Consider the following 17,353-nt stretch of genomic DNA (forward strand, 5'->3'; position numbering starts at 1 on the left):
GTTGAACAATCCGGCACGACCTCATCGTCACACGCCCATACAGCCGACCCACTGGGCACCGGGCACCGACATTTACATGGCCGGGTCCATACGGTAGTCTTCGCGCACCAATGGAGCACAGGTGAGCATACACATTCAGACACATTCCAGCGACACGGTCGTCCTCACAGCCCAGCACGGTGAAAACCTGGCTCGGACCATCTTCATGGGTGGGCTGTGGCAGGGCGTCCCGCTCTGTTCCGGGCTGGGAAAATGTGGTTTGTGCGCTGTCCGTTTTGTGAAGGACGCACCGGACACCACCGTTGATGAAGTGAAAAAGCTGGGGAAAGAGGCTATCGCCCTTGGCTGGCGGCTTGCCTGTCTGCACCCGTCCCAACCGTGCACTATCGAACTGCCGGAACCAATCCGTTCCCCTCGGGTGGCCCGAACCATTGCGACAACCACTGGTGACTACGCCGTGGCTATCGACCTTGGCACCACGTCGATCCATTGGACCGTCCTGATAAACGACCACCCGGTTGCCTCGGGACAGGAACTCAACCCACAAACAGGACTCGGAGCGGATGTCATGTCTCGTCTCGCGGTCGCACGTACCCCGGAAGGACGGACCATCCTTCGCGATCTCATTCTGGACCGGCTCATCGAATTGCTCGCATCCATGACCAAGACCCACCAAGGCCGCTGTACCGCGCTGACAATTTCCGGCAATACCGCCATGGCCTATATTCTCCTGGGATTGGCTCCCGATGGGCTTGCCTCGGCTCCATACAGGCTGTCCTACACGGGCGGCGACGAGCAGCTTTTGGCACCGGAGTTACCCCCGACGTATATTCCTCCACTGCTGGCTCCATTTGTCGGCGCAGATCTGTCCGCAGGCCTGACCGCTCTGGAAGATGCCTCCCACGCCGAGCCACCCTTTTTGCTGGCCGACCTCGGCACCAATGGCGAATTCATTCTCACGCTCTCGCCACACACGCGATACTGTGCCAGCGTCCCCATGGGACCAGCTCTCGAAGGAGTTGGGCTTTCTTTCGGACGCATGGCCGGTCCCGGAACCATCACCAGATTCACCCTGACCCCGCACGGTCTGTCCATACACGCGCTCGATGGGACCGCCCCCCCCACTGGCATTACCGGCACCGGGTACCTCTCGCTGGTCGCACTCCTGCGCACCCACGGGGTCATCAGTGAAACTGGCCAGTTCGACACAGGAACCACGCCGCTGGCCGCACGATTGGCCAGGAATGTGACCACACGACATGGCGAACCGACCTTCATCATCAACGAGAGCCTGTATCTGCCAGCCTCGGATATCGAAGAAATCCTCAAGGTCAAGGCGGCTTTCAACCTGGCCATGTCCACCCTGCTGGACGCGGCCCAATTCGGTCCGGCGGACCTCAAACAAATTTTCATTGCCGGAGCATTGGGGGAACATGTTTCCCTCAAGGATCTGGAAACCCTCGGCTTCCTGCCTCCGGGATGTGCGTCCAAGACGATCAAGGCGGGAAATACCTCCCTTCAGGGGACGGAACAACTGACGACAGATTCGCAGGCCCGGTATTTTGCCGAATCCCTGCCCGACACCATACATCCACTCGACCTCACCGGCGACACGGACTTTGGTGATAAATTTATACAAAGGATGCGGTTTTCCTATGTCGATTGATGGACTTTTTCCCAATCTCACCCACGATAATGCAAAAGAACTTGAACGGTTTGGCAACCTTTTGAAAAAGGTCTGGCCGCTCAAGGGCAAACATCGCGATCACCTGAAATATGACATCAGGGACATGTCTCGCGGTCTGACCAATGAACGCACCCAGCGGCGCAAGGAATACATGACGGACGACAAGTCCCTGTCACCGTATCTCTATTATTTCCTGCCCTGGAACCTGTATCGCATGTCCCGCCTTTTTGCGGGGCTGGAACTCGATATTCCGGACGGCGGCCACATTGCCGATCTCGGGACCGGCCCGCTGACCGCGGTGATCGCCCTGTGGATGTCCCGGCCACATCTCCGCAATCGAAAACTCAACTTTACCTGCCTGGATCTGTCACCCAAATCCATGCACACCGGCTTGAAGCTGTTTCAAGCCATGGCCGGTCACGACTCTCCATGGCGCATCAAGACGGTCAAGGCCCGGTTCTCGGATCGGCTTCACACAAAAGCGGACCTGCTTATCGCGGCCAACGCCTTTAACGAGTTGGATTGGTCTGGCCGAACCGCTCGTCCGCAAGCGGAAATGCTCTCCAAACACCTTGTGAATTCCACCAAGGAAACCGGCCGAATCCTGCTTATTGAAACCGGCGTGCGCCTCACCGGACGGATCATTTCGGAAATGCGCACCCACCTGCTGGACAAAGGATTCAATCCTATTGCTCCCTGTCCGCACTGTGAAGAATGTCCCATGCCCGCCACTGCTCAAGGAGCACCCTGGTGTCATTTCAACTTTTCCGTCAAAGACGCACCCTGCTGGCTCACGAAACTGGCCAAGGATGCCCGTCTCGAAAAAGACAATGTCTCCCTGAACTTTCTCTATCTTTCCCAAAAAGGCTGTGAAAATTGGGGCGCGGTCCGCACCATTTCGGAACCGTTCAAACTTCACGGCAACAAAGGGCAGTACGCTTGTTCGGATCGTGGTCTGACCCTGCTTGATATCCCGGCACAAACCCGGTCCCTGTTCCCGGGCCAAAACATTGTTCCCGAGTGGCCCGAGTCACCGAAAACCGACCTCAAATCCAAGGCATTGATTCTTCCATACAGGCCGAAACCGCCCAAGAAATAATGAAAATCATTGATCTCGGGCTGATGAACTATGCACAAGCCGAAGCCCTGCAACTCACGACACTGGACGGTGTGCTCAACGGTTCGGAAGACAATACAGTCTTCCTTTTGGAGCATCCCAAGGTCATTACACTGGGGCGTCAGGGTGGAGCCGAAAATCTCCACCTCAACGCGGCCCAATTGACTGAACAGGGCATTGAACTGGCCCAGACCACCCGGGGAGGCAACATTACCTGCCATTTCCCGGGGCAGCTTGTGGCCTACCCTATTTGGCGGGTGGAAAAACGGCCCGGCGGCATGAGAAAATTCTTTCATGACATGGAAGAAGCCGTCATCCAGACCTGCGCCCATTTCGATGTGCAGGCCATCCGACGCCCCAAACACCCGGGTGTCTGGTTGGACGAATCCCGAAAAATATGCTCAATGGGAATCGGCGTTCGCCACTGGGTCACCTATCACGGTTTGGCCCTCAATGTCGGCAGTGATGTCAGTCTGTTCAACGCCATTACCCTTTGCGGCATTCCGGGAGCGACCCCCACGTCCCTCTCGGCAGAAGCCGGATACGAAATCAGTTTAAAGGACGCCAAACATGTCTTTGAAAAAGCCTTCAGAAAAACCTTTGCGGATTCCGAAGTGGTTGCGCATCACCCTCCCCAAAAATGAAAATTTCGCCGGGACAGCCGGGTTGATCGCCGATCTCCATCTGAACACGGTCTGCCAATCCGCCAAGTGTCCCAACAAGTGGGAATGTTTTTCAAAAAGTGTCGCGACCTTCCTGATAATGGGGGCCATCTGTACCCGCAACTGTGCGTTCTGCAACATTGTGTCAGGAGATCTTGAACCGCTCGATCCAACGGAACCGGCTCGCGTGGCCGAAGCTGCCAAACGCCTTGCCCTCAAACATGTGGTCATCACATCCGTGACACGGGATGATCTTCCCGACGGCGGTGCCGCCCATTTCGCAGCAACTATCCGGGCCGTCCACGAGGTCATGCCCCACTGCACCATCGAAGTCCTCATCCCGGATTTGCAAGGCGATCAGGTCGCCCTGAGAACCGTGCTGAATGCCCAACCAGACGTGCTCAACCACAATCTGGAAACAACAGCCGTGCTCTATGACACCATCCGGCCGCAAGCGAACTATCGGCAATCACTCGATGTGCTGGTCAATGCCAAACGCATGGCACCGGACATTCCCACCAAATCAGGCATCATGGTCGGTCTGGGTGAAACCGATGAACAGATCATGACCGTGCTCGACGATTTTGCGGCAGTGGATTGCGATATCGTCACCATTGGCCAATACATGCAACCGAGCCGTCAGCATCCCATGGTCCAACGGTATGTGGACCCCACGGTCTTTGACCGCTACGCCGAAGAAGGCACGAAACGGGGTATCAGTCACATGTTCAGCGCGCCGCTGGTTCGCTCCAGCTACAACGCCGCCGATTTCGTTGAGAAAGTTTGAAACGGCCAATGGTAATCTCAAATTTATTCATAAAATCTATATATTGAGTTGACTCGAAATAAAAATTATCATATTGAGAATATTCATATTTTGAAATTCATTAGAAGACGTTGACAGCTCTATGTTTTCGACTTATTTTTTAATTGGTAGCCAAAACTACCAACTAATTTAGGGGTGCCCCAAAGGCATCAATTACTACAAGGGGTGTGCATCAGCGCACCCCTTGCTGCTTTGAGGAATCATCATGGAACGATTGGCAATCTTTGTTGATGCAGGGTACTTCTGGGTTCAAACCACCATGATTCTTCATGGAGAGAAAGTCCCGCGAAATCAGGTTATCCTTGACTATGACATGCTCCATAAAGAACTCCTTGCCACAGCCAAAAAATAATTCCCGGATGCGTCGCTCCTACGAATTTACTGGTATGATGGTCCGGGCAATTCCGGCAAAGCAGAAGAGCATGAAACAATTGAAAAACTGAATGATTTCAAGCTGCGTTTGGGAACACGCAATCGGACAGGTCAACAAAAAGCAGTTGATGGTCTGATTATCGCCGACCTTATCAGCTTGACCCAAAACCGGGCCATTTCCGATGCCTTGCTGGTCAGTGGTGACGCGGACCTGACACCCGGAGTTGTCGCTGCCCAAAACCTTGGACTGCGAGTTCATCTTCTGACCATGGGACCGGAACAGGCAACGTCTCCTTTTCTTGCCGCCGAAGCAGATTACAAGCAACGATGGCCCAGTGAATTCGTCCAAACCTTTGCGACAATGGCACAGGAAGAGACTGAAGTGACTCCATCATCCCAGCCAATCGTTACAGAAGCCCCCATCAATGAGCACTTCAATGCAGAAACTTTGGCGCAAAGCTTTTTGTACGAGAATGGAGAGATTGACCGCTCAAAAATCCTTGCTGAACGATTCATCCCTCGCTCCATTGACTTCAAAATTCTTCAACATGCCAGGCAGGTCCTTGGCAGACGACTTATCGAAGATGAAAAACGATCACTCCGAAGTGCAATCAAAAACCATGTACAGACCGTTGTCGAATGAACAACGTGCCATGAGACCAACTTAATACAACCAATCGCGAATCCGAAGATCGATCTTGGGAATACCTCGATATCGGTCGATTTTCGGGGTGAAGGCGAACCGCATGGTACGGCCCTGGATTTCTCTGGGAAGACTGCCACCCATTCGCCAGGCCTTGCCTGGGAATTTAGCGCCGGTTTCCTTGTCCTGAAGGACGAGCTTCACATGTTCCCGCTCCCGACCAAAGGTTCGATGCTCGGCCACCGTCACTGGCTCTGTTGCAAAAACCGGCTCGGGATTGCCCATGCCAAACGGTTGAAGCAGTTCCAATTCCTGAAGCAACGTATTATTGATGTTGGAAAAACCAAGTTCATGGTCGAGCTTCAATGTCGGAGTCAACGGCTCCGGGCCAAGGGTATCAATGACATACTGATTGAATTGTTCACGCAACGCGGCCAAATTGTCGGCCTCAAGAGACATGCCCGCCGCCTGTTTGTGGCCACCAAATCCCACCAGCACACCGCTGACCGCTTTCAGTCCTTCATATAAATCAAATTCAGCAATGCTCCGCCCTGATCCCTTAAGCAGCCCTTCGGCAGCCTCTGGAGAGCACAGAATCAGTGTGGGACGATAATATTTCTCGACCACCCGGGACGCGACAATGCCGATGATGCCTGGATGCCAATCTTCACCATACAGGACAAGCCCAGCCATATCACGCATGGTTTCAGCCTGGGCAAAAGCCTGTTCCGAAATCTCCTTCTCCTGCCGACGTCGTTCCATATTGATGGAGTTCAACTCCTCGGCAATAGGCATGGCGGTATCGAAATCCTTGGCCAGCAACATATCGAGCGCCTTGGTCGGATCACCCATCCGCCCGGCAGCATTGATGCGCGGAGCAAGGTTGAATCCGATCTGTCCAGCACCGAGTTCCGCACCTCGCTCATATTCGCTGACCACCTTGAGAGCCGCCATACCTGGGCGTTTCCCTTCCTTGATAAGCAACAACCCATTCTTGACCAGAATACGATTCTGCCCGGTCAATTTCACGATATCGGCGATCGTGCCAAGGGCAACAAGATCGAGCAGCGGCCGCACATCCACCGGGTCACCGGGCAGCAATTTGTTCAGAGCCACCATGAGCATGAAGGCCACGCCCACTCCGGCCAAGTCATCACAAGAGCCACCATTTTCCAGACGAGGGTCACAAATGGCATCCGCGTCCGGCAGCGCATCCCCGGGCAGATGGTGATCCGAAACCACCACAGTCATCCCGAGTTCACGAGCCCGGGCCACGGGTTCCATATCGGAAATACCGCAATCCACGGTCAACAGCATGGTCGCGCCCTGCTCGTGCAACTGCTCGACTCCGGGCACATTCATGCCATATCCCTCTTCCATACGATTGGGCAGATGATGCAGGATATCCATGTCATACATGGCAAAGAATTCCTTGACCACCGCAGTCGCCGTGATTCCATCCACATCATAGTCACCCCAGACCGCCAATGTCCGCCCTTCAGCAAGTCCCTGCGCAAGGACCTCCACAGCCTGGGTCAGGCCAGGAATCTCGGCAGGATTGGCCATGTGACGCAGCAGAGGACTCAGGAATTTATCCATCCCCTCCGCATCGGTCAAACCTCGATTCATCAGAATTTCAACGATCAACGGCGACACAGACAACTCTTCCGCCAATGTAGCGGCAACAGTGGAATCGCTTTTTTCCCCACGGGGTTTCCAAATGCACGGCAAGGTATAATCCTATGATTTCAGGAAAGTATTTTCACGAATTGTTCGATATCGTCAGATTCGACCATTTCTTCGGCCGTCTCCATGATCTCGTCCATATCAACTTCGACATCGGCGCACAGTTGTTCAACCTTTTCAGCATAATAACTCTCTGGGTCTTCCACTGTACGCGTCACTGCGTCGGCCAGACAAATGATATTCGACTCCAGGGAATGATCCGGGGCCAAAGCTGGAGAATGATGCCAGTTGACCGGCTCGACCAGATCAGCGGGCAAATCCCAGGATTTCAGCACCAGAGCACCGATCACCGCGTGATCCACCCCCCAATATTCTTCTTCGGCCACAGCGTCGATCAACTCGTCGTCTTCCGCCAATTCACGAATGGCCTGCCAATCATCCGGACGTTTCAAGGCCATGACAAGCTTGCCGATATCATGCAATAACCCTGCGGTAAAAAGGGTCTCTGGCCGCCCCACGTCGGTCATGTGGGACAACTCTTTTGACATGCTCGCAACAAAAAACTGGTGCGACCAATAGGCTTGAATATCAAAATCGTCTGGAAGAGCATACGACTGGGTCAGTCCAGCCACCCCCAACGCAAGGACAATATTCCGAATTTCTGCCAGCCCCAGCACGGCGGAAGCCCTGGTGATGGACTGTACTTCAGACTGCAAGCCATAAAACGCGGAATTGGCCAGCCGCAAAATCCGGGTGGTCAACCCCTGATCCTCACCCAACGTCTGACCAATGTCTTCGACCGAGGCAATGGAACCTCGTGCCGTCTGTACAAATAGTTTCTGAAACACATCCGGAGAAAACGGCAAATCTTCGCGCATTCCGGACAGTTCACGAAGGAAACCTTGAATTTTATCCTGATTCATGGAGACTCCTGCTCACCCGCCCCTCGGCGGATTTTCATCCCATTAATCCAGTTTCAAGGAAAGAGAACCGGGCGCTGCTCCGTGCCCTTTCCCTGATTTTTTCCCATCCAAGGATGAACCTTTGGCCTGTGGTCCGATGGGCGCACCAGGTCCTTCGCCTTCGTCAATAAGCCCTTGAGTCTGAAGATAGGCCCAAAACTGTTTGCTGGCTTCAAGATGTGGATTAACTGTCAAACTCTTTAAAAGATACTTCTTGCAATCGCCAATGTTGCCCTTTTCATAATAGCATCGAGCTATATTATGAAAAAGGTGTTCGTCATTCTTTACCAATTCTTCAGCCCGCAAATAATATTGCAAAGCCTGGTCGTACATTCTGTTCTTGCGCATGTTGATGCCAAAATCATTAAACAGATGCTTGTGTTCGGTCTCAAAGGCCGCTTCGAGTCCGACCAGCCGCTCAAAAATATCATTGGCCTTTACCTGATCCCCTCGATCGAGATAGGTCAACCCCAAACCAAAATTGGCCCGAACATTTTCTTCATCAATGGCCATGGCCTGCTGATATTCAAACTCGGCACTGTACGCCGCACCACGTTCGCGATGCTTTTCTCCACGCACCACCGCCCCGTCCATCTCCTTGATGGCCGGGTACACCGTGCTCACATAAAATTCTGGTTCTGGATTGAACTTGGACAAGAACTCGTCCCGATCAATCTGCCGCTTCGGGCCGGAAGGCACATAATTCTTATTCAGGGGCTGAATGGAAATCACGCCCCTGTCCTCTTCTTCAACATTCCAATAGGTCTTTTGAATCGTCTTCCGCTGCGTGGTGCCGGTACCAACTTTCGCAACAGTCTGCGTGGAAAAGATCCCCTTGATCTTTTCCGCACCGTCTCGAACAATTTCCTGCTTGGTGCCGACTTTCGGTTCCTGCTCGGACATCAGACTCTCCTATGTGGCCTGTTTCATCTCCTCGACAATAGCCAATGCGGTTTCCCGCGGGGCAGAAGCCTGCGTGATCGGCCGCCCTACCACAAGATAATCGGAGCCGCTTCGCACCGCCTGTGCAGGAGTGACAACCCGCCGTTGATCGCCAGCATCGCTCGAAGCCGGTCGAATACCGGGCGTCAGGCAAATAAAGTTTTCCCCGCACGCCGCCTTGATCCGCTCGACCTCCAGGCCGGAACAAACCACTCCATTTAAGCCATATTGCTCGGCTTTCACAGCGAGGTCAAGAGCCATTTCAGACGGGGCAGGTGCGTTCTCGACAGGAAGATCGCCAGCGGCCATACTGGTCAGCATGGTCACGGCAAGAACAATGGGGGCTTTTTCAACCGAGACGGCGGCCTCGGCGCATCCAGCCACTGCGGCTCTGGCCATGCGTTCACCACCAAGTGCGTGAATGTTGACCATATCCGCACCGGACCGGACCGCAGAACGAACCGCGCCTTGCACGGTGTTGGGAATGTCAAAAAACTTCAGGTCCAGAAAGACCTTGAACCCCATTTTCTTGAGACCGGAAACGACCTGTGGTCCTTCGGCAGAGAACAGTTCAAGGCCAACCTTCACCCACGACACCGCACCCTGAAGGGTCCGAGCCATGGCAAAAGCGGCATCCGCATCCTTGTAATCAAGGGCAACAACCAGTTCAGCCATCATCTTCCCACGTCTTTTGAATATTTCCCAAAATACCCGGTCTCAGCGACGGCTTGCACCGACCCGCCAGATACACGGCCTTCAATTCCTTATACGCCTCATCCAGATTGTCGTTGACCACCCAGGAGTCAAACCACTTTGCCTGAGAAAGCTCACCAATGGCATTATTCAACCGGCGTTCGATGGAATCGGCAGAATCAGTCCCACGGCCTTCAAGTCGACGAACCAATTCTTCACGAGACGGTGGCAACAAAAAGACAAACGTCCCTTTGTAAAAGGTCTTCTTGAGCTGTTTGGCACCTTGGACATCGATGTCAAACAGCACATCACGTCCCGAATCGAGCATTTTTTCCACAGGCTTGGTGGCCGTGCCGTAAAAATTGCCATGCACTTCGGCCCATTCGCAAAAATCGCCTCGACTCCGCATGGCCACAAAGGCTTCACGAGAAATGAAATTATACTCACGCCCGTTCTGTTCTTCACCACGCGGCGGGCGAGTGGTGTACGAGACGGAAAAACCAAAGTCCGGGAACTCCTCCCGAAGCATGGCGATCAGCGTGGACTTGCCGGTTCCGCTGGGCGCACAGACCACAAGGACCTGACCCAGCCTGAATGTATGATTCTCCTGCTTCACCTATCCTATTCCCCTTCATCAGCACTGAATCGCTGACCAATGGTTTCCGCCTGAATAGCCGACAAAACCACATGGTTGGAATCTGTTACAATAATGGCCCTGGTTTTACGGCCTTGGGTCGCATCGATAAGCCGTCCTTCGGCGCGGGCATCTTCCCGCAAACGCCGCATGGGAGCACTGGACGGATTAACAATGGAAATGACCCGATCAAGAACCACGAAGTTCCCGAAACCAACGTTGAGTAATCCCTGCTTCTGCATACTTTTCTCCCATGTTTCCGAACGGTTCTATTCGATATTCTGAACCTGTTCGCGGCACCGCTCCAGCTCGGCCTTGAAATCGACCACCAACCGACTCACTGTCGTATCCTGGGCCTTGTTGCCACAGGTATTGATCTCACGAAATGTTTCCTGCACCAAAAAATCAAGTTTTTTGCCCACATTGCCTTTGGAGGCCAGGACTTCACTCAATCGATCCAGATGGGCATCCAAACGGGTCAACTCTTCGGAAACATCCAATTTATCCGTAAGATACGCGACTTCCTGAAGCATCCGGTCCTCGGAAAACTCGACATTGGACGAATCCAGCATATCCGTGATCCGCTGCCTGAGCGCGGTTTTCTTGGCTTCGAGAATTTCGGGAATCCGAACGGCGACCTTCTGGGCCAATTCACGCAAAGTGTCCATCCGAGTGGTGAGATCGTCACCCATGGCTTCGCCTTCGACAGACCGGGAATTCACCCAATCCTTGAGTGCCGCTTTCAGGCCATTTGTCAGACTCTCGGCCAAACCGGGATCAGGTTCAGATCCGTTGTCACGCCACAAGGAAGACATGGACAGCACACGGTTGTAATCCGGCACAAATGTTTCGCCTCGCCCCTCGGCCAGCTTCTCCATCTGTGTAAACATGGCCTGGGCCATTGTCTCATTGAAAGTGACCCCGAGAATGCCGGAATCCAACACTTCGAGGTTCAACGAGACATCCACTCTGCCGCGAGACGCATAAGTACGAACGATCTTTTCCCATCCATTCTCAAGAGAACGGAGGAAGCCAGGCATTCTCCATTTGACATCGAGATACCGACCATTGACGCTCTTGATCTCCCAGACATGGGTCCAGGCATCCTCATTGGTCTCGAAACGACCAAAACCAGTCATGCTTACAGGCATAGTATTTTTCCTTCTATGGTTGGAAGCCGCGTGTTGCTCATCCGTTTACATTTGCGGCTTGCTCAGCGTGTGTTTATACGACTGACGCAACTTTGTCAGCCGAGATTTCATATCATTTCCCGCATAGTCCGGGAATGTCCATGGGAATGTAACCCATTGTTTTTTCTGCCAAATCATTGTCAGATCGGCCCAAATTCCATTTTTAAGATAAATTCGATGTGAAAAATTCTTGCCCGTGGCCAAAACAAGACTCTGCAAAGTAATGAATCCGGGGTCGAGATTGAACCGCCGTTTCTCGCCGTCGGCGAACCGCTGTTCCAATGCATTGGTCGCCATCTTGATATCCGCCAACGTATCCAACGGACGCAATGTCTCAAACGAGATGAGTCGACGCATGATGGGGGTGCCCAACTCCGCATCATAATAGTCGGTCTGGTCAAAAACGAACAGATCGCCAGCCTCGGCAACCGGGCCGAATTCAGCCTCCAATAAAGCGAGAAGTTCGGGCCAGACCGTGTCCCATTGTGCGCTCAGAATGGACAGAATCAACAATCCGGGTTCCGGTGTCTTCGGGGTACTCATGCGATCTCCACCGGCTCCACCACGAGCACATTCTTATCCAGCTTCAGGGGACGCGTCCGAATCAGGGAACGAGCACCGGCTCCGGCTGGCAGCGAGGTCAACCGGCAGGCCGCATAATATTCACAGACCCCTCGTCCGGTTGTATCCTGTACCAGCACATCGAGATGAGACTGATTGAGCAACGTCTGTAAAAAATCTTTTTTCTTGGTATTCACCAACTCCCGCAACCGGGCGGCACGGGCTTTTCGAACCGGCACATCCACGGACCCCGCCATCTCGACAGCCTTGGTTCCGGGACGTTCCGAATAGGGGAAAATATGTCCATAGGTCAGGGGCAAATCGCGGCACAATGCCATGGTGTTTTCAAACTGTGCCTCGGTCTCGCCGGGAAACCCGGTAATGAAATCCGCTCCAAGGCCGATGACTGGCCAATGCGTCCGCAATCGTTCCAAAAAGGACACCGCAGTTCGGGGATCATAATGGCCTCGCCCCATGGCCCGAAGCACATCTGGATCACCGCTTTGCAACGAAAGATGCAGTTGCGGACACACCATGGAGGAACCATTCAGGACATCCAAGGCCTTGTCCGTGAGCTGACCCGGTTCCGCCGATGAAACCCGAAACCGCGCCTTGCCACCCCATTCCTGCCCAAATTCGGTTTCCAGCCGGGCAACCAAATCCCAAAAATCGATTTTCTCTTCCAAACCCCGACCAAAATGGCGCAGATTGATCCCGCTGAGAATGAACTCACGGAACCCTGAATCCAGCAACCGAGCGACTTCTTCAAGGATATCGATAACTGGACGACTGATCGATTTGCCGCGCGTCGTCGGGATGATACAATACGTGCAATTGTGGGAACAGCCGTCCTGCACCTTGACCACAGCCCGGGCACGGCCATAGCCACTGATAGAGAACGGAGCAAATCTGGACACGCCCGGCTCCGGTTGATCGGTGGATTGAGGTCCATTCAACAACTGGGGTTTATCTTTTTGGGAAACCACCCGAACAACGCCGGGCAAGGCTCCGAGTTCATCGGGCATGATCTGGGCAGCGCAGCCGGTGATGATGATCGCCGCGTCTGGATTATCTCGATGAAAACGGCGCACTGACTGCCGCAAATCTGCCACGGCATTGGCCGTGACCGCACAGGAATTGACCAAAATAAGCTCTGCTTCCTGCGGGGTATCCACTTCGCGGGCATCCCCTCCGGCCCAGGCCTCACCAATGGCTCTGGTTTCATATTGGTTGATCTTGCAACCCAGGGTAGCGGTATAAAAGGTAATCATGTTATGCTCTGACACTCACTTGAATAAAACACCAACATTTTTGCCGGGAACGAACTCATGACCAAGACGCTTTCACTCATCTTCATCGCCTTCACCATTCTGGCCTGCGCGCCCGCCCCAAAACACGCCGGGAACCTGTCCATGACGGTCAAGGATTATCGCGCGGCGGCCGCATACTATGAAGAGGCACTGCAACAGAACCCGGATTCCGTTATCGTGCTGACCAACCTTGGTCGTGCGTACTACAATCTGGCTGAATACGACAAGGCCAAACAGAAATTCACCGCAGCCACCCAAATCCAACCAGGATACCCGCAGGCCGTTTTTTATCTCGGTCTGACGGCCCTGATACAAAACGACCGCGCGGCCGGGTTCGGCATACTGACCAACTTCCGCTATCCAGGCAAGCCCCAAGTGACCCGTTCCGTCACAAACATGGCTCGCCAGCTCACGGACAACACCGAATCCTCCCCAGACTATCTCATTGACAGGATGGCTCAGGCGTGGACAGAGGGAATGGCGTTGGATAAACAGTCAGACTTCAGATAGGAGGCAATCATGCGGCTTCTGCTCCTTTTCAGTCTATTCGCCCTGCTGTGCGGGTGCAACACTTCTTTGGGCGTTGGCGTGGGGTCCGGTACCACCCGCGTCGGCATAGGAACAGGTGGCGGACGGACCTCGATCGGCGTCGGGGCGCACACTGGCGGCGCGGTGGCCTTTACCGCACACAAGGATTTTCTGCCCAATGGTCCCAGCGAAATCTACACCAGCAACAAAAAAGCCGTCATGGCCCTACGCGACGGAGACACTACAACCGCCAGCAAAATTCTTGAAGCCAATCTCGAAAAATACCCGAACCACCCGGATTCGACCTACTATCTCGGATTGACGCGCATCTATCAGGGGAAACGGGACGAAGGATTCGCCCTGCTCAAATCCTATCGCGCCCCGGACAACTACCGGATGACCAGTGAAGTCCAGCGGTCCGCCGCCTTTCTGGAAAAGAAACCGGAACTCTCAGCCGAAAAAATCCACGAAGTCATGAACAAGAACCGCAGTGACGGATATCAACGAGAAATACGGGAACGACAGGATATTCTGCCCAGTCGCTGGTAATCAGAGAGGTTTTTCAATAATCCCGCCGCCAAGCACGACACCATCATCGTCGTACACCGCAGCGACTTGTCCGGGCGTGGGGCGCGTGTGAGGTTCCAGAAAATCGAAACGCAGGGAGCCATCAACCAGTCGGACATGGCTCGGCTTGGCCTTTTGGCGATACCGGGTCTGCACCATGACCACTTCAGGCCAGGTTTCGGCAGGAGTCATGAAATTGACCTGTTTCGCCACACACCCATGCGAAGCCAATTCGGATTGAAGCCCGACAAGAAGCGTATTACGCGCCACGTTCTTGTCCAGAACGTACAGGGCTTCCTTCCACGGAATGGCCAAACCACGCCGCTGGCCTTGGGTATACCGCCACAAGCCCTTGTGCTCGCCAACCACCGTTCCATCCAGAAGTTCGGCAGGACCGGGACCAGGCATTGAACAACGCCCCGTCAAAAAGGCCTGATAATCGTCATTGGGCACAAAACAGATTTCCTGACTCTCGCCAGGCACAGGCGGAGTCAACCCCTGACGCGCCAGAATATCCAACACATCCTTTTTCAAGGTTTCGGCTAAAGGAAACAGGGATGCGCGCAAGGATTCAATGGGGACAAGCGACAAAAAATAGCTCTGATCCTTCGTCAGATCGACTCCACGAACCAACATCTGCCCCAGTCCCTCTCGTTCTTCAATCTGCACGTAATGCCCAGTGGCTAGCCGAGTCGCTCCGAGTGCTCGAACCGCATCGAACAACACCCCGAATTTCATCCGAGGATTGCACAAGGCGCACGGATTGGGCGTCAAACCAGCCCGATATCCTTCCACAAAAGGTGCCACCACCTGCTTCTCAAAGACCTCATGCAAGTCAACGGCATGAAATGGAATATCAAGTTGATCGCAAACAGCGGACAACCCGGTTTCCACCCGTTCCCACGCAGGATTGGGCGGCAAGAAATGTCCGTGGACTGCCACAAGGTCATGCCCCTGCTCCTTGAGCAGAACCATGGCAAGCAGACTATCCATGCCGCCAGATACGGCAACGGCTGTGGTCATGACGATACGTGTACCCTTTCCCTTCCCCGATGCGACGGGGCAATTTTCATCTCAACACATGGAAAATTTCCCGTGTTCATATCAATGGATATCAAAGACAAAAGCCGGCTGCAAACATGATTCGCAACCGGCTTGTGTCAAAAAAAGACTCACATCTACAGTTCGGGCATGGGCATGGGGTCAAGATTGCGCTCAAGGCACTCCGTGACGGATAACATATCCGCCTCACCAAATGCCGGTCCCATGAACTGCAATCCCACGGGCATCCCGGAGTCTTTGCCAAGCCCCACGGGCAGACTCATACCTGGCAATCCAGCCAGATTCGCCGAGATGGTAAAAATATCCATCAGATACATTTGCAACGGGTCCGCTTTTTCTCCAGCCTTGAAGGCTGTAGTGGGGCACACGGGTCCGGCGATGAGATCACACTGCTCGAACGCCGCGTCAAAATCTTCGCGCAACAGGCGGCGAACCTTGGCAGCCTTGTTGTAGTACGCATCATAATAGCCGCTGGACAACACATACGTTCCCATGATGATCCGACGCTGCACTTCGTCGCCAAACCCTTCGGTCCGACTCGTCGTGTACATGTCGATCAACTCCGAAGCGTCCTTGTTGCGATGCCCAAACCGAACCCCGTCAAATCGGGATAAATTGCTCGAAGCCTCGGCCATGGCGATGATGTAATAGGTGGCAATGGCATACTCTGTCAGAGAGAGTTTGACCGGCACGGTCTTGGCCCCAAGCGATTCCATCCGAGCCACAGCGGCCCGGCACGCTTCTTCGACTTCAGCGTCCAGCCCTTCGCCCCAATACTCCTCGGGGAGTCCGATGGTCACGCCATCCAGGTTTTCCCGACCCAAAGCGGCCAGATAATCAGGCACTTCGACATCGACAGACGTAGAATCTCTGGGATCGTGGCCAGCCATGACCTGCAACATGCGGGCGGCGTCCTCCACGCTCCGGGTCATGGGACCAATCTGGTCCAACGAAGACCCATAAGCGATCAAGCCAAACCGCGAAATACGACCATACGTGGGTTTCAATCCAACGATTCCGCAGAATGACGCGGGCAACCGGATGGACCCACCCGTATCCGTGCCAAGTGCGGCATAACATTGACCGGCCGCAACCGTGGCACCTGACCCGCCGGACGAGCCGCCCGGTACGCGATCGGTATCCCAGGGATTGCCGGTCTGGAAAAATGCGGAATTCTCGGTGGATGACCCCATGGCAAATTCATCCATGTTGGCCTTGCCAATGATGATGGCCCCGGCCTCACGCAATTTCACCACCGCAGTTGCGTCGTAAAACGGCACGAAATTGTCGAGAATCTTCGAAGCACAGGTGGTCCGAATTCCCTTGGTGGCCAACAAATCCTTGAGCACGATGGGCACGCCCCACAACGGTTTGCTCGCGTCAGGACCTTCAGCATCCAAGGTCTCGGCCTGTGCCAAAGCAGTGTCACCCGTGACGGTGATGAGTGCCTTGACCCGAGGTTCGGTTGCCTCGATGCGGTCCAGACAATTCCTGACGGCCTCAACCGCCTTCAACTCCCCGGATTGCAGCTGTGCAGCCACTTCGGAAAGGGTCTTCTTATAGAGATCAGACATAATCAATCCTGAATATATCAAATGATTTACACAATTCGAGGAACAATGAAAAATTTCCCATCCTGTTCCGGGGCGTTGGACAACACTTCGTCACGCGTGGACTCCTTGCTAACGGCATCCTTACGCAAAACCGTGGTATGGCTGACCGGGCTGTACAAGGGGTCAACAGCATCCGTTTCCAATTCACCAAGTTTGTCCATATAACTCAAAATATCGCCGAGCTGTCCTGCAAACAACTCCAGCTTGTCCTGTGGCAGGTCGAGGCGAGAAAGCCGGGCAACCTTGGCCACTTCTTCAGGACTGATTTTCATACCTTTCTCCTTGTCTCAAAAACCGC

20 protein-coding genes are annotated in these 17,353 nt (G+C 54.0%); 8 read left to right on the top strand and 12 right to left on the bottom strand.

Annotated features, from left to right (window positions below; genetic code table 11):
* Nucleotides 1-121 precede the first annotated feature (121 nt).
* From GO013_RS00985 to GO013_RS01010, 6 genes are all read left to right on the top strand, one after another.
* Nucleotides 122-1,666, top strand: coding sequence for an ASKHA domain-containing protein (locus tag GO013_RS00985; RefSeq protein ID WP_343219514.1), 1,545 nt, complete (start codon nt 122-124; stop codon nt 1,664-1,666).
* A complete protein-coding gene (locus GO013_RS00990; protein WP_163808171.1) occupies nt 1,656-2,786 on the top strand; it encodes a small ribosomal subunit Rsm22 family protein in 1,131 nt (376 codons plus the stop codon). The genes GO013_RS00985 and GO013_RS00990 overlap by 11 nt, the downstream gene beginning before the upstream one ends.
* Nucleotides 2,786-3,448, top strand: a complete 663-nt coding sequence (gene lipB, locus GO013_RS00995) for a lipoyl(octanoyl) transferase LipB (RefSeq protein WP_163808172.1) — start codon at nt 2,786-2,788, stop codon at nt 3,446-3,448. Before GO013_RS00990 ends, lipB begins: the two co-directional genes overlap by 1 nt.
* Complete coding sequence (gene lipA / locus GO013_RS01000; protein ID WP_163808173.1) at nt 3,375-4,253, top strand: lipoyl synthase; 879 nt, start codon at nt 3,375-3,377, stop codon at nt 4,251-4,253. The genes lipB and lipA overlap by 74 nt, the downstream gene beginning before the upstream one ends.
* Nucleotides 4,254-4,497: 244 nt before the next feature.
* On the top strand, nt 4,498-4,644 hold the full coding sequence (locus GO013_RS01005; protein ID WP_163808174.1) for a hypothetical protein: 147 nt from the start codon (nt 4,498-4,500) through the stop codon (nt 4,642-4,644).
* A gap of 24 nt (nt 4,645-4,668) precedes the next feature.
* Nucleotides 4,669-5,307 carry an NYN domain-containing protein gene (locus GO013_RS01010; RefSeq protein WP_163808233.1) on the top strand — a complete coding sequence of 213 codons (639 nt, stop codon included), beginning with the start codon at nt 4,669-4,671 and terminating at the stop codon, nt 5,305-5,307.
* A gap of 21 nt (nt 5,308-5,328) precedes the next feature.
* Here GO013_RS01010 and recJ read toward each other — a convergent pair whose 3' ends face one another.
* Genes recJ through GO013_RS01055 form a run of 9 tightly spaced genes read right to left on the bottom strand, consistent with a single transcriptional unit; the run spans nt 5,329 to nt 13,246 of the window.
* Nucleotides 5,329-7,038, bottom strand: coding sequence for a single-stranded-DNA-specific exonuclease RecJ (gene recJ, locus GO013_RS01015; protein WP_163808175.1), 1,710 nt, complete (start codon nt 7,036-7,038; stop codon nt 5,329-5,331).
* 17 nt (nt 7,039-7,055) lie between these two features.
* Complete coding sequence (locus tag GO013_RS01020) at nt 7,056-7,916, bottom strand: HDOD domain-containing protein (RefSeq protein WP_163808176.1); 861 nt, start codon at nt 7,914-7,916, stop codon at nt 7,056-7,058.
* A 42-nt stretch (nt 7,917-7,958) separates the two neighbouring features.
* A complete protein-coding gene (locus tag GO013_RS01025; RefSeq protein WP_163808177.1) occupies nt 7,959-8,858 on the bottom strand; it encodes a tetratricopeptide repeat protein in 900 nt (299 codons plus the stop codon).
* A 9-nt stretch (nt 8,859-8,867) separates the two neighbouring features.
* Nucleotides 8,868-9,572 carry an orotidine-5'-phosphate decarboxylase gene (gene pyrF, locus GO013_RS01030; protein ID WP_163808178.1) on the bottom strand — a complete coding sequence of 235 codons (705 nt, stop codon included), beginning with the start codon at nt 9,570-9,572 and terminating at the stop codon, nt 8,868-8,870.
* On the bottom strand, nt 9,565-10,206 hold the full coding sequence (gene gmk / locus GO013_RS01035) for a guanylate kinase (protein ID WP_163808179.1): 642 nt from the start codon (nt 10,204-10,206) through the stop codon (nt 9,565-9,567). Before gmk ends, pyrF begins: the two co-directional genes overlap by 8 nt.
* Nucleotides 10,207-10,211: 5 nt before the next feature.
* A complete protein-coding gene (locus GO013_RS01040) occupies nt 10,212-10,466 on the bottom strand; it encodes a DUF370 domain-containing protein (RefSeq protein WP_071546552.1) in 255 nt (84 codons plus the stop codon).
* Nucleotides 10,467-10,493: 27 nt separating this feature from the next.
* Nucleotides 10,494-11,375 (bottom strand): YicC/YloC family endoribonuclease, encoded by an 882-nt coding sequence (locus tag GO013_RS01045; protein ID WP_163808180.1) that lies wholly within the window; start codon nt 11,373-11,375, stop codon nt 10,494-10,496.
* A gap of 45 nt (nt 11,376-11,420) precedes the next feature.
* On the bottom strand, nt 11,421-11,957 hold the full coding sequence (locus GO013_RS01050; RefSeq protein WP_163808181.1) for a DUF4416 family protein: 537 nt from the start codon (nt 11,955-11,957) through the stop codon (nt 11,421-11,423).
* Entirely contained in the window at nt 11,954-13,246 is a 1,293-nt protein-coding gene (locus GO013_RS01055; RefSeq protein ID WP_163808182.1) for a MiaB/RimO family radical SAM methylthiotransferase, read from the bottom strand. Before GO013_RS01055 ends, GO013_RS01050 begins: the two co-directional genes overlap by 4 nt.
* A 57-nt stretch (nt 13,247-13,303) precedes the next feature.
* On the opposite strand from GO013_RS01055, the gene GO013_RS01060 reads away from it, so the two are divergent.
* Both GO013_RS01060 and GO013_RS01065 read left to right on the top strand, forming a co-directional pair.
* The gene (locus tag GO013_RS01060; protein WP_163808183.1) at nt 13,304-13,795 is read left to right on the top strand and encodes a tetratricopeptide repeat protein; all 492 of its coding nucleotides are present in this window, start codon (nt 13,304-13,306) and stop codon (nt 13,793-13,795) included.
* 9 nt (nt 13,796-13,804) lie between these two features.
* The gene (locus tag GO013_RS01065) at nt 13,805-14,362 is read left to right on the top strand and encodes a hypothetical protein (RefSeq protein WP_163808184.1); all 558 of its coding nucleotides are present in this window, start codon (nt 13,805-13,807) and stop codon (nt 14,360-14,362) included.
* On the opposite strand, the gene mnmA is transcribed toward GO013_RS01065, so the two are convergent.
* The 3 genes from mnmA to gatC all read right to left on the bottom strand — a co-directional run bounded on the left by mnmA (nt 14,363) and on the right by gatC (nt 17,327).
* Nucleotides 14,363-15,403: a tRNA 2-thiouridine(34) synthase MnmA gene (gene mnmA, locus GO013_RS01070; RefSeq protein ID WP_163808185.1), complete on the bottom strand. Its 1,041-nt coding sequence runs from the start codon at nt 15,401-15,403 to the stop codon at nt 14,363-14,365.
* A gap of 155 nt (nt 15,404-15,558) precedes the next feature.
* Complete coding sequence (gatA, locus tag GO013_RS01075) at nt 15,559-17,016, bottom strand: Asp-tRNA(Asn)/Glu-tRNA(Gln) amidotransferase subunit GatA (RefSeq protein WP_163808186.1); 1,458 nt, start codon at nt 17,014-17,016, stop codon at nt 15,559-15,561.
* Nucleotides 17,017-17,042: 26 nt separating this feature from the next.
* On the bottom strand, nt 17,043-17,327 hold the full coding sequence (gatC, locus tag GO013_RS01080; protein WP_163808187.1) for an Asp-tRNA(Asn)/Glu-tRNA(Gln) amidotransferase subunit GatC: 285 nt from the start codon (nt 17,325-17,327) through the stop codon (nt 17,043-17,045).
* Between the last annotated feature and the right edge of the window lie 26 nt (nt 17,328-17,353).

This window comes from Pseudodesulfovibrio sp. JC047, assembly GCF_010468615.1.
Classification (GTDB): Bacteria; Desulfobacterota; Desulfovibrionia; order Desulfovibrionales; family Desulfovibrionaceae; genus Pseudodesulfovibrio.

Bases quoted from the DNA above. Each gene is read 5' to 3' on its own strand.
- GO013_RS00990 (WP_163808171.1), top strand. From the start codon at position 1,656: ATGTCGATTGATGGACTTTTTCCCAATCTCACCCACGATAATGCAAAA.
- lipB (WP_163808172.1), top strand. From the start codon at position 2,786: ATGAAAATCATTGATCTCGGGCTGATGAACTATGCACAAGCCGAAGCC.
- lipA (WP_163808173.1), top strand. From the start codon at position 3,375: ATGTCTTTGAAAAAGCCTTCAGAAAAACCTTTGCGGATTCCGAAGTGG.
- GO013_RS01005 (WP_163808174.1), top strand. From the start codon at position 4,498: ATGGAACGATTGGCAATCTTTGTTGATGCAGGGTACTTCTGGGTTCAA.
- GO013_RS01020 (WP_163808176.1), bottom strand. From the start codon at position 7,916: ATGAATCAGGATAAAATTCAAGGTTTCCTTCGTGAACTGTCCGGAATG.
- GO013_RS01025 (WP_163808177.1), bottom strand. From the start codon at position 8,858: ATGTCCGAGCAGGAACCGAAAGTCGGCACCAAGCAGGAAATTGTTCGA.
- pyrF (WP_163808178.1), bottom strand. From the start codon at position 9,572: ATGGCTGAACTGGTTGTTGCCCTTGATTACAAGGATGCGGATGCCGCT.
- GO013_RS01040 (WP_071546552.1), bottom strand. From the start codon at position 10,466: ATGCAGAAGCAGGGATTACTCAACGTTGGTTTCGGGAACTTCGTGGTT.
- GO013_RS01045 (WP_163808180.1), bottom strand. From the start codon at position 11,375: ATGCCTGTAAGCATGACTGGTTTTGGTCGTTTCGAGACCAATGAGGAT.
- GO013_RS01050 (WP_163808181.1), bottom strand. From the start codon at position 11,957: ATGAGTACCCCGAAGACACCGGAACCCGGATTGTTGATTCTGTCCATT.
- GO013_RS01055 (WP_163808182.1), bottom strand. From the start codon at position 13,246: ATGATTACCTTTTATACCGCTACCCTGGGTTGCAAGATCAACCAATAT.
- GO013_RS01060 (WP_163808183.1), top strand. From the start codon at position 13,304: ATGACCAAGACGCTTTCACTCATCTTCATCGCCTTCACCATTCTGGCC.
- GO013_RS01065 (WP_163808184.1), top strand. From the start codon at position 13,805: ATGCGGCTTCTGCTCCTTTTCAGTCTATTCGCCCTGCTGTGCGGGTGC.
- mnmA (WP_163808185.1), bottom strand. From the start codon at position 15,403: ATGACCACAGCCGTTGCCGTATCTGGCGGCATGGATAGTCTGCTTGCC.
- gatA (WP_163808186.1), bottom strand. From the start codon at position 17,016: ATGTCTGATCTCTATAAGAAGACCCTTTCCGAAGTGGCTGCACAGCTG.
- gatC (WP_163808187.1), bottom strand. From the start codon at position 17,327: ATGAAAATCAGTCCTGAAGAAGTGGCCAAGGTTGCCCGGCTTTCTCGC.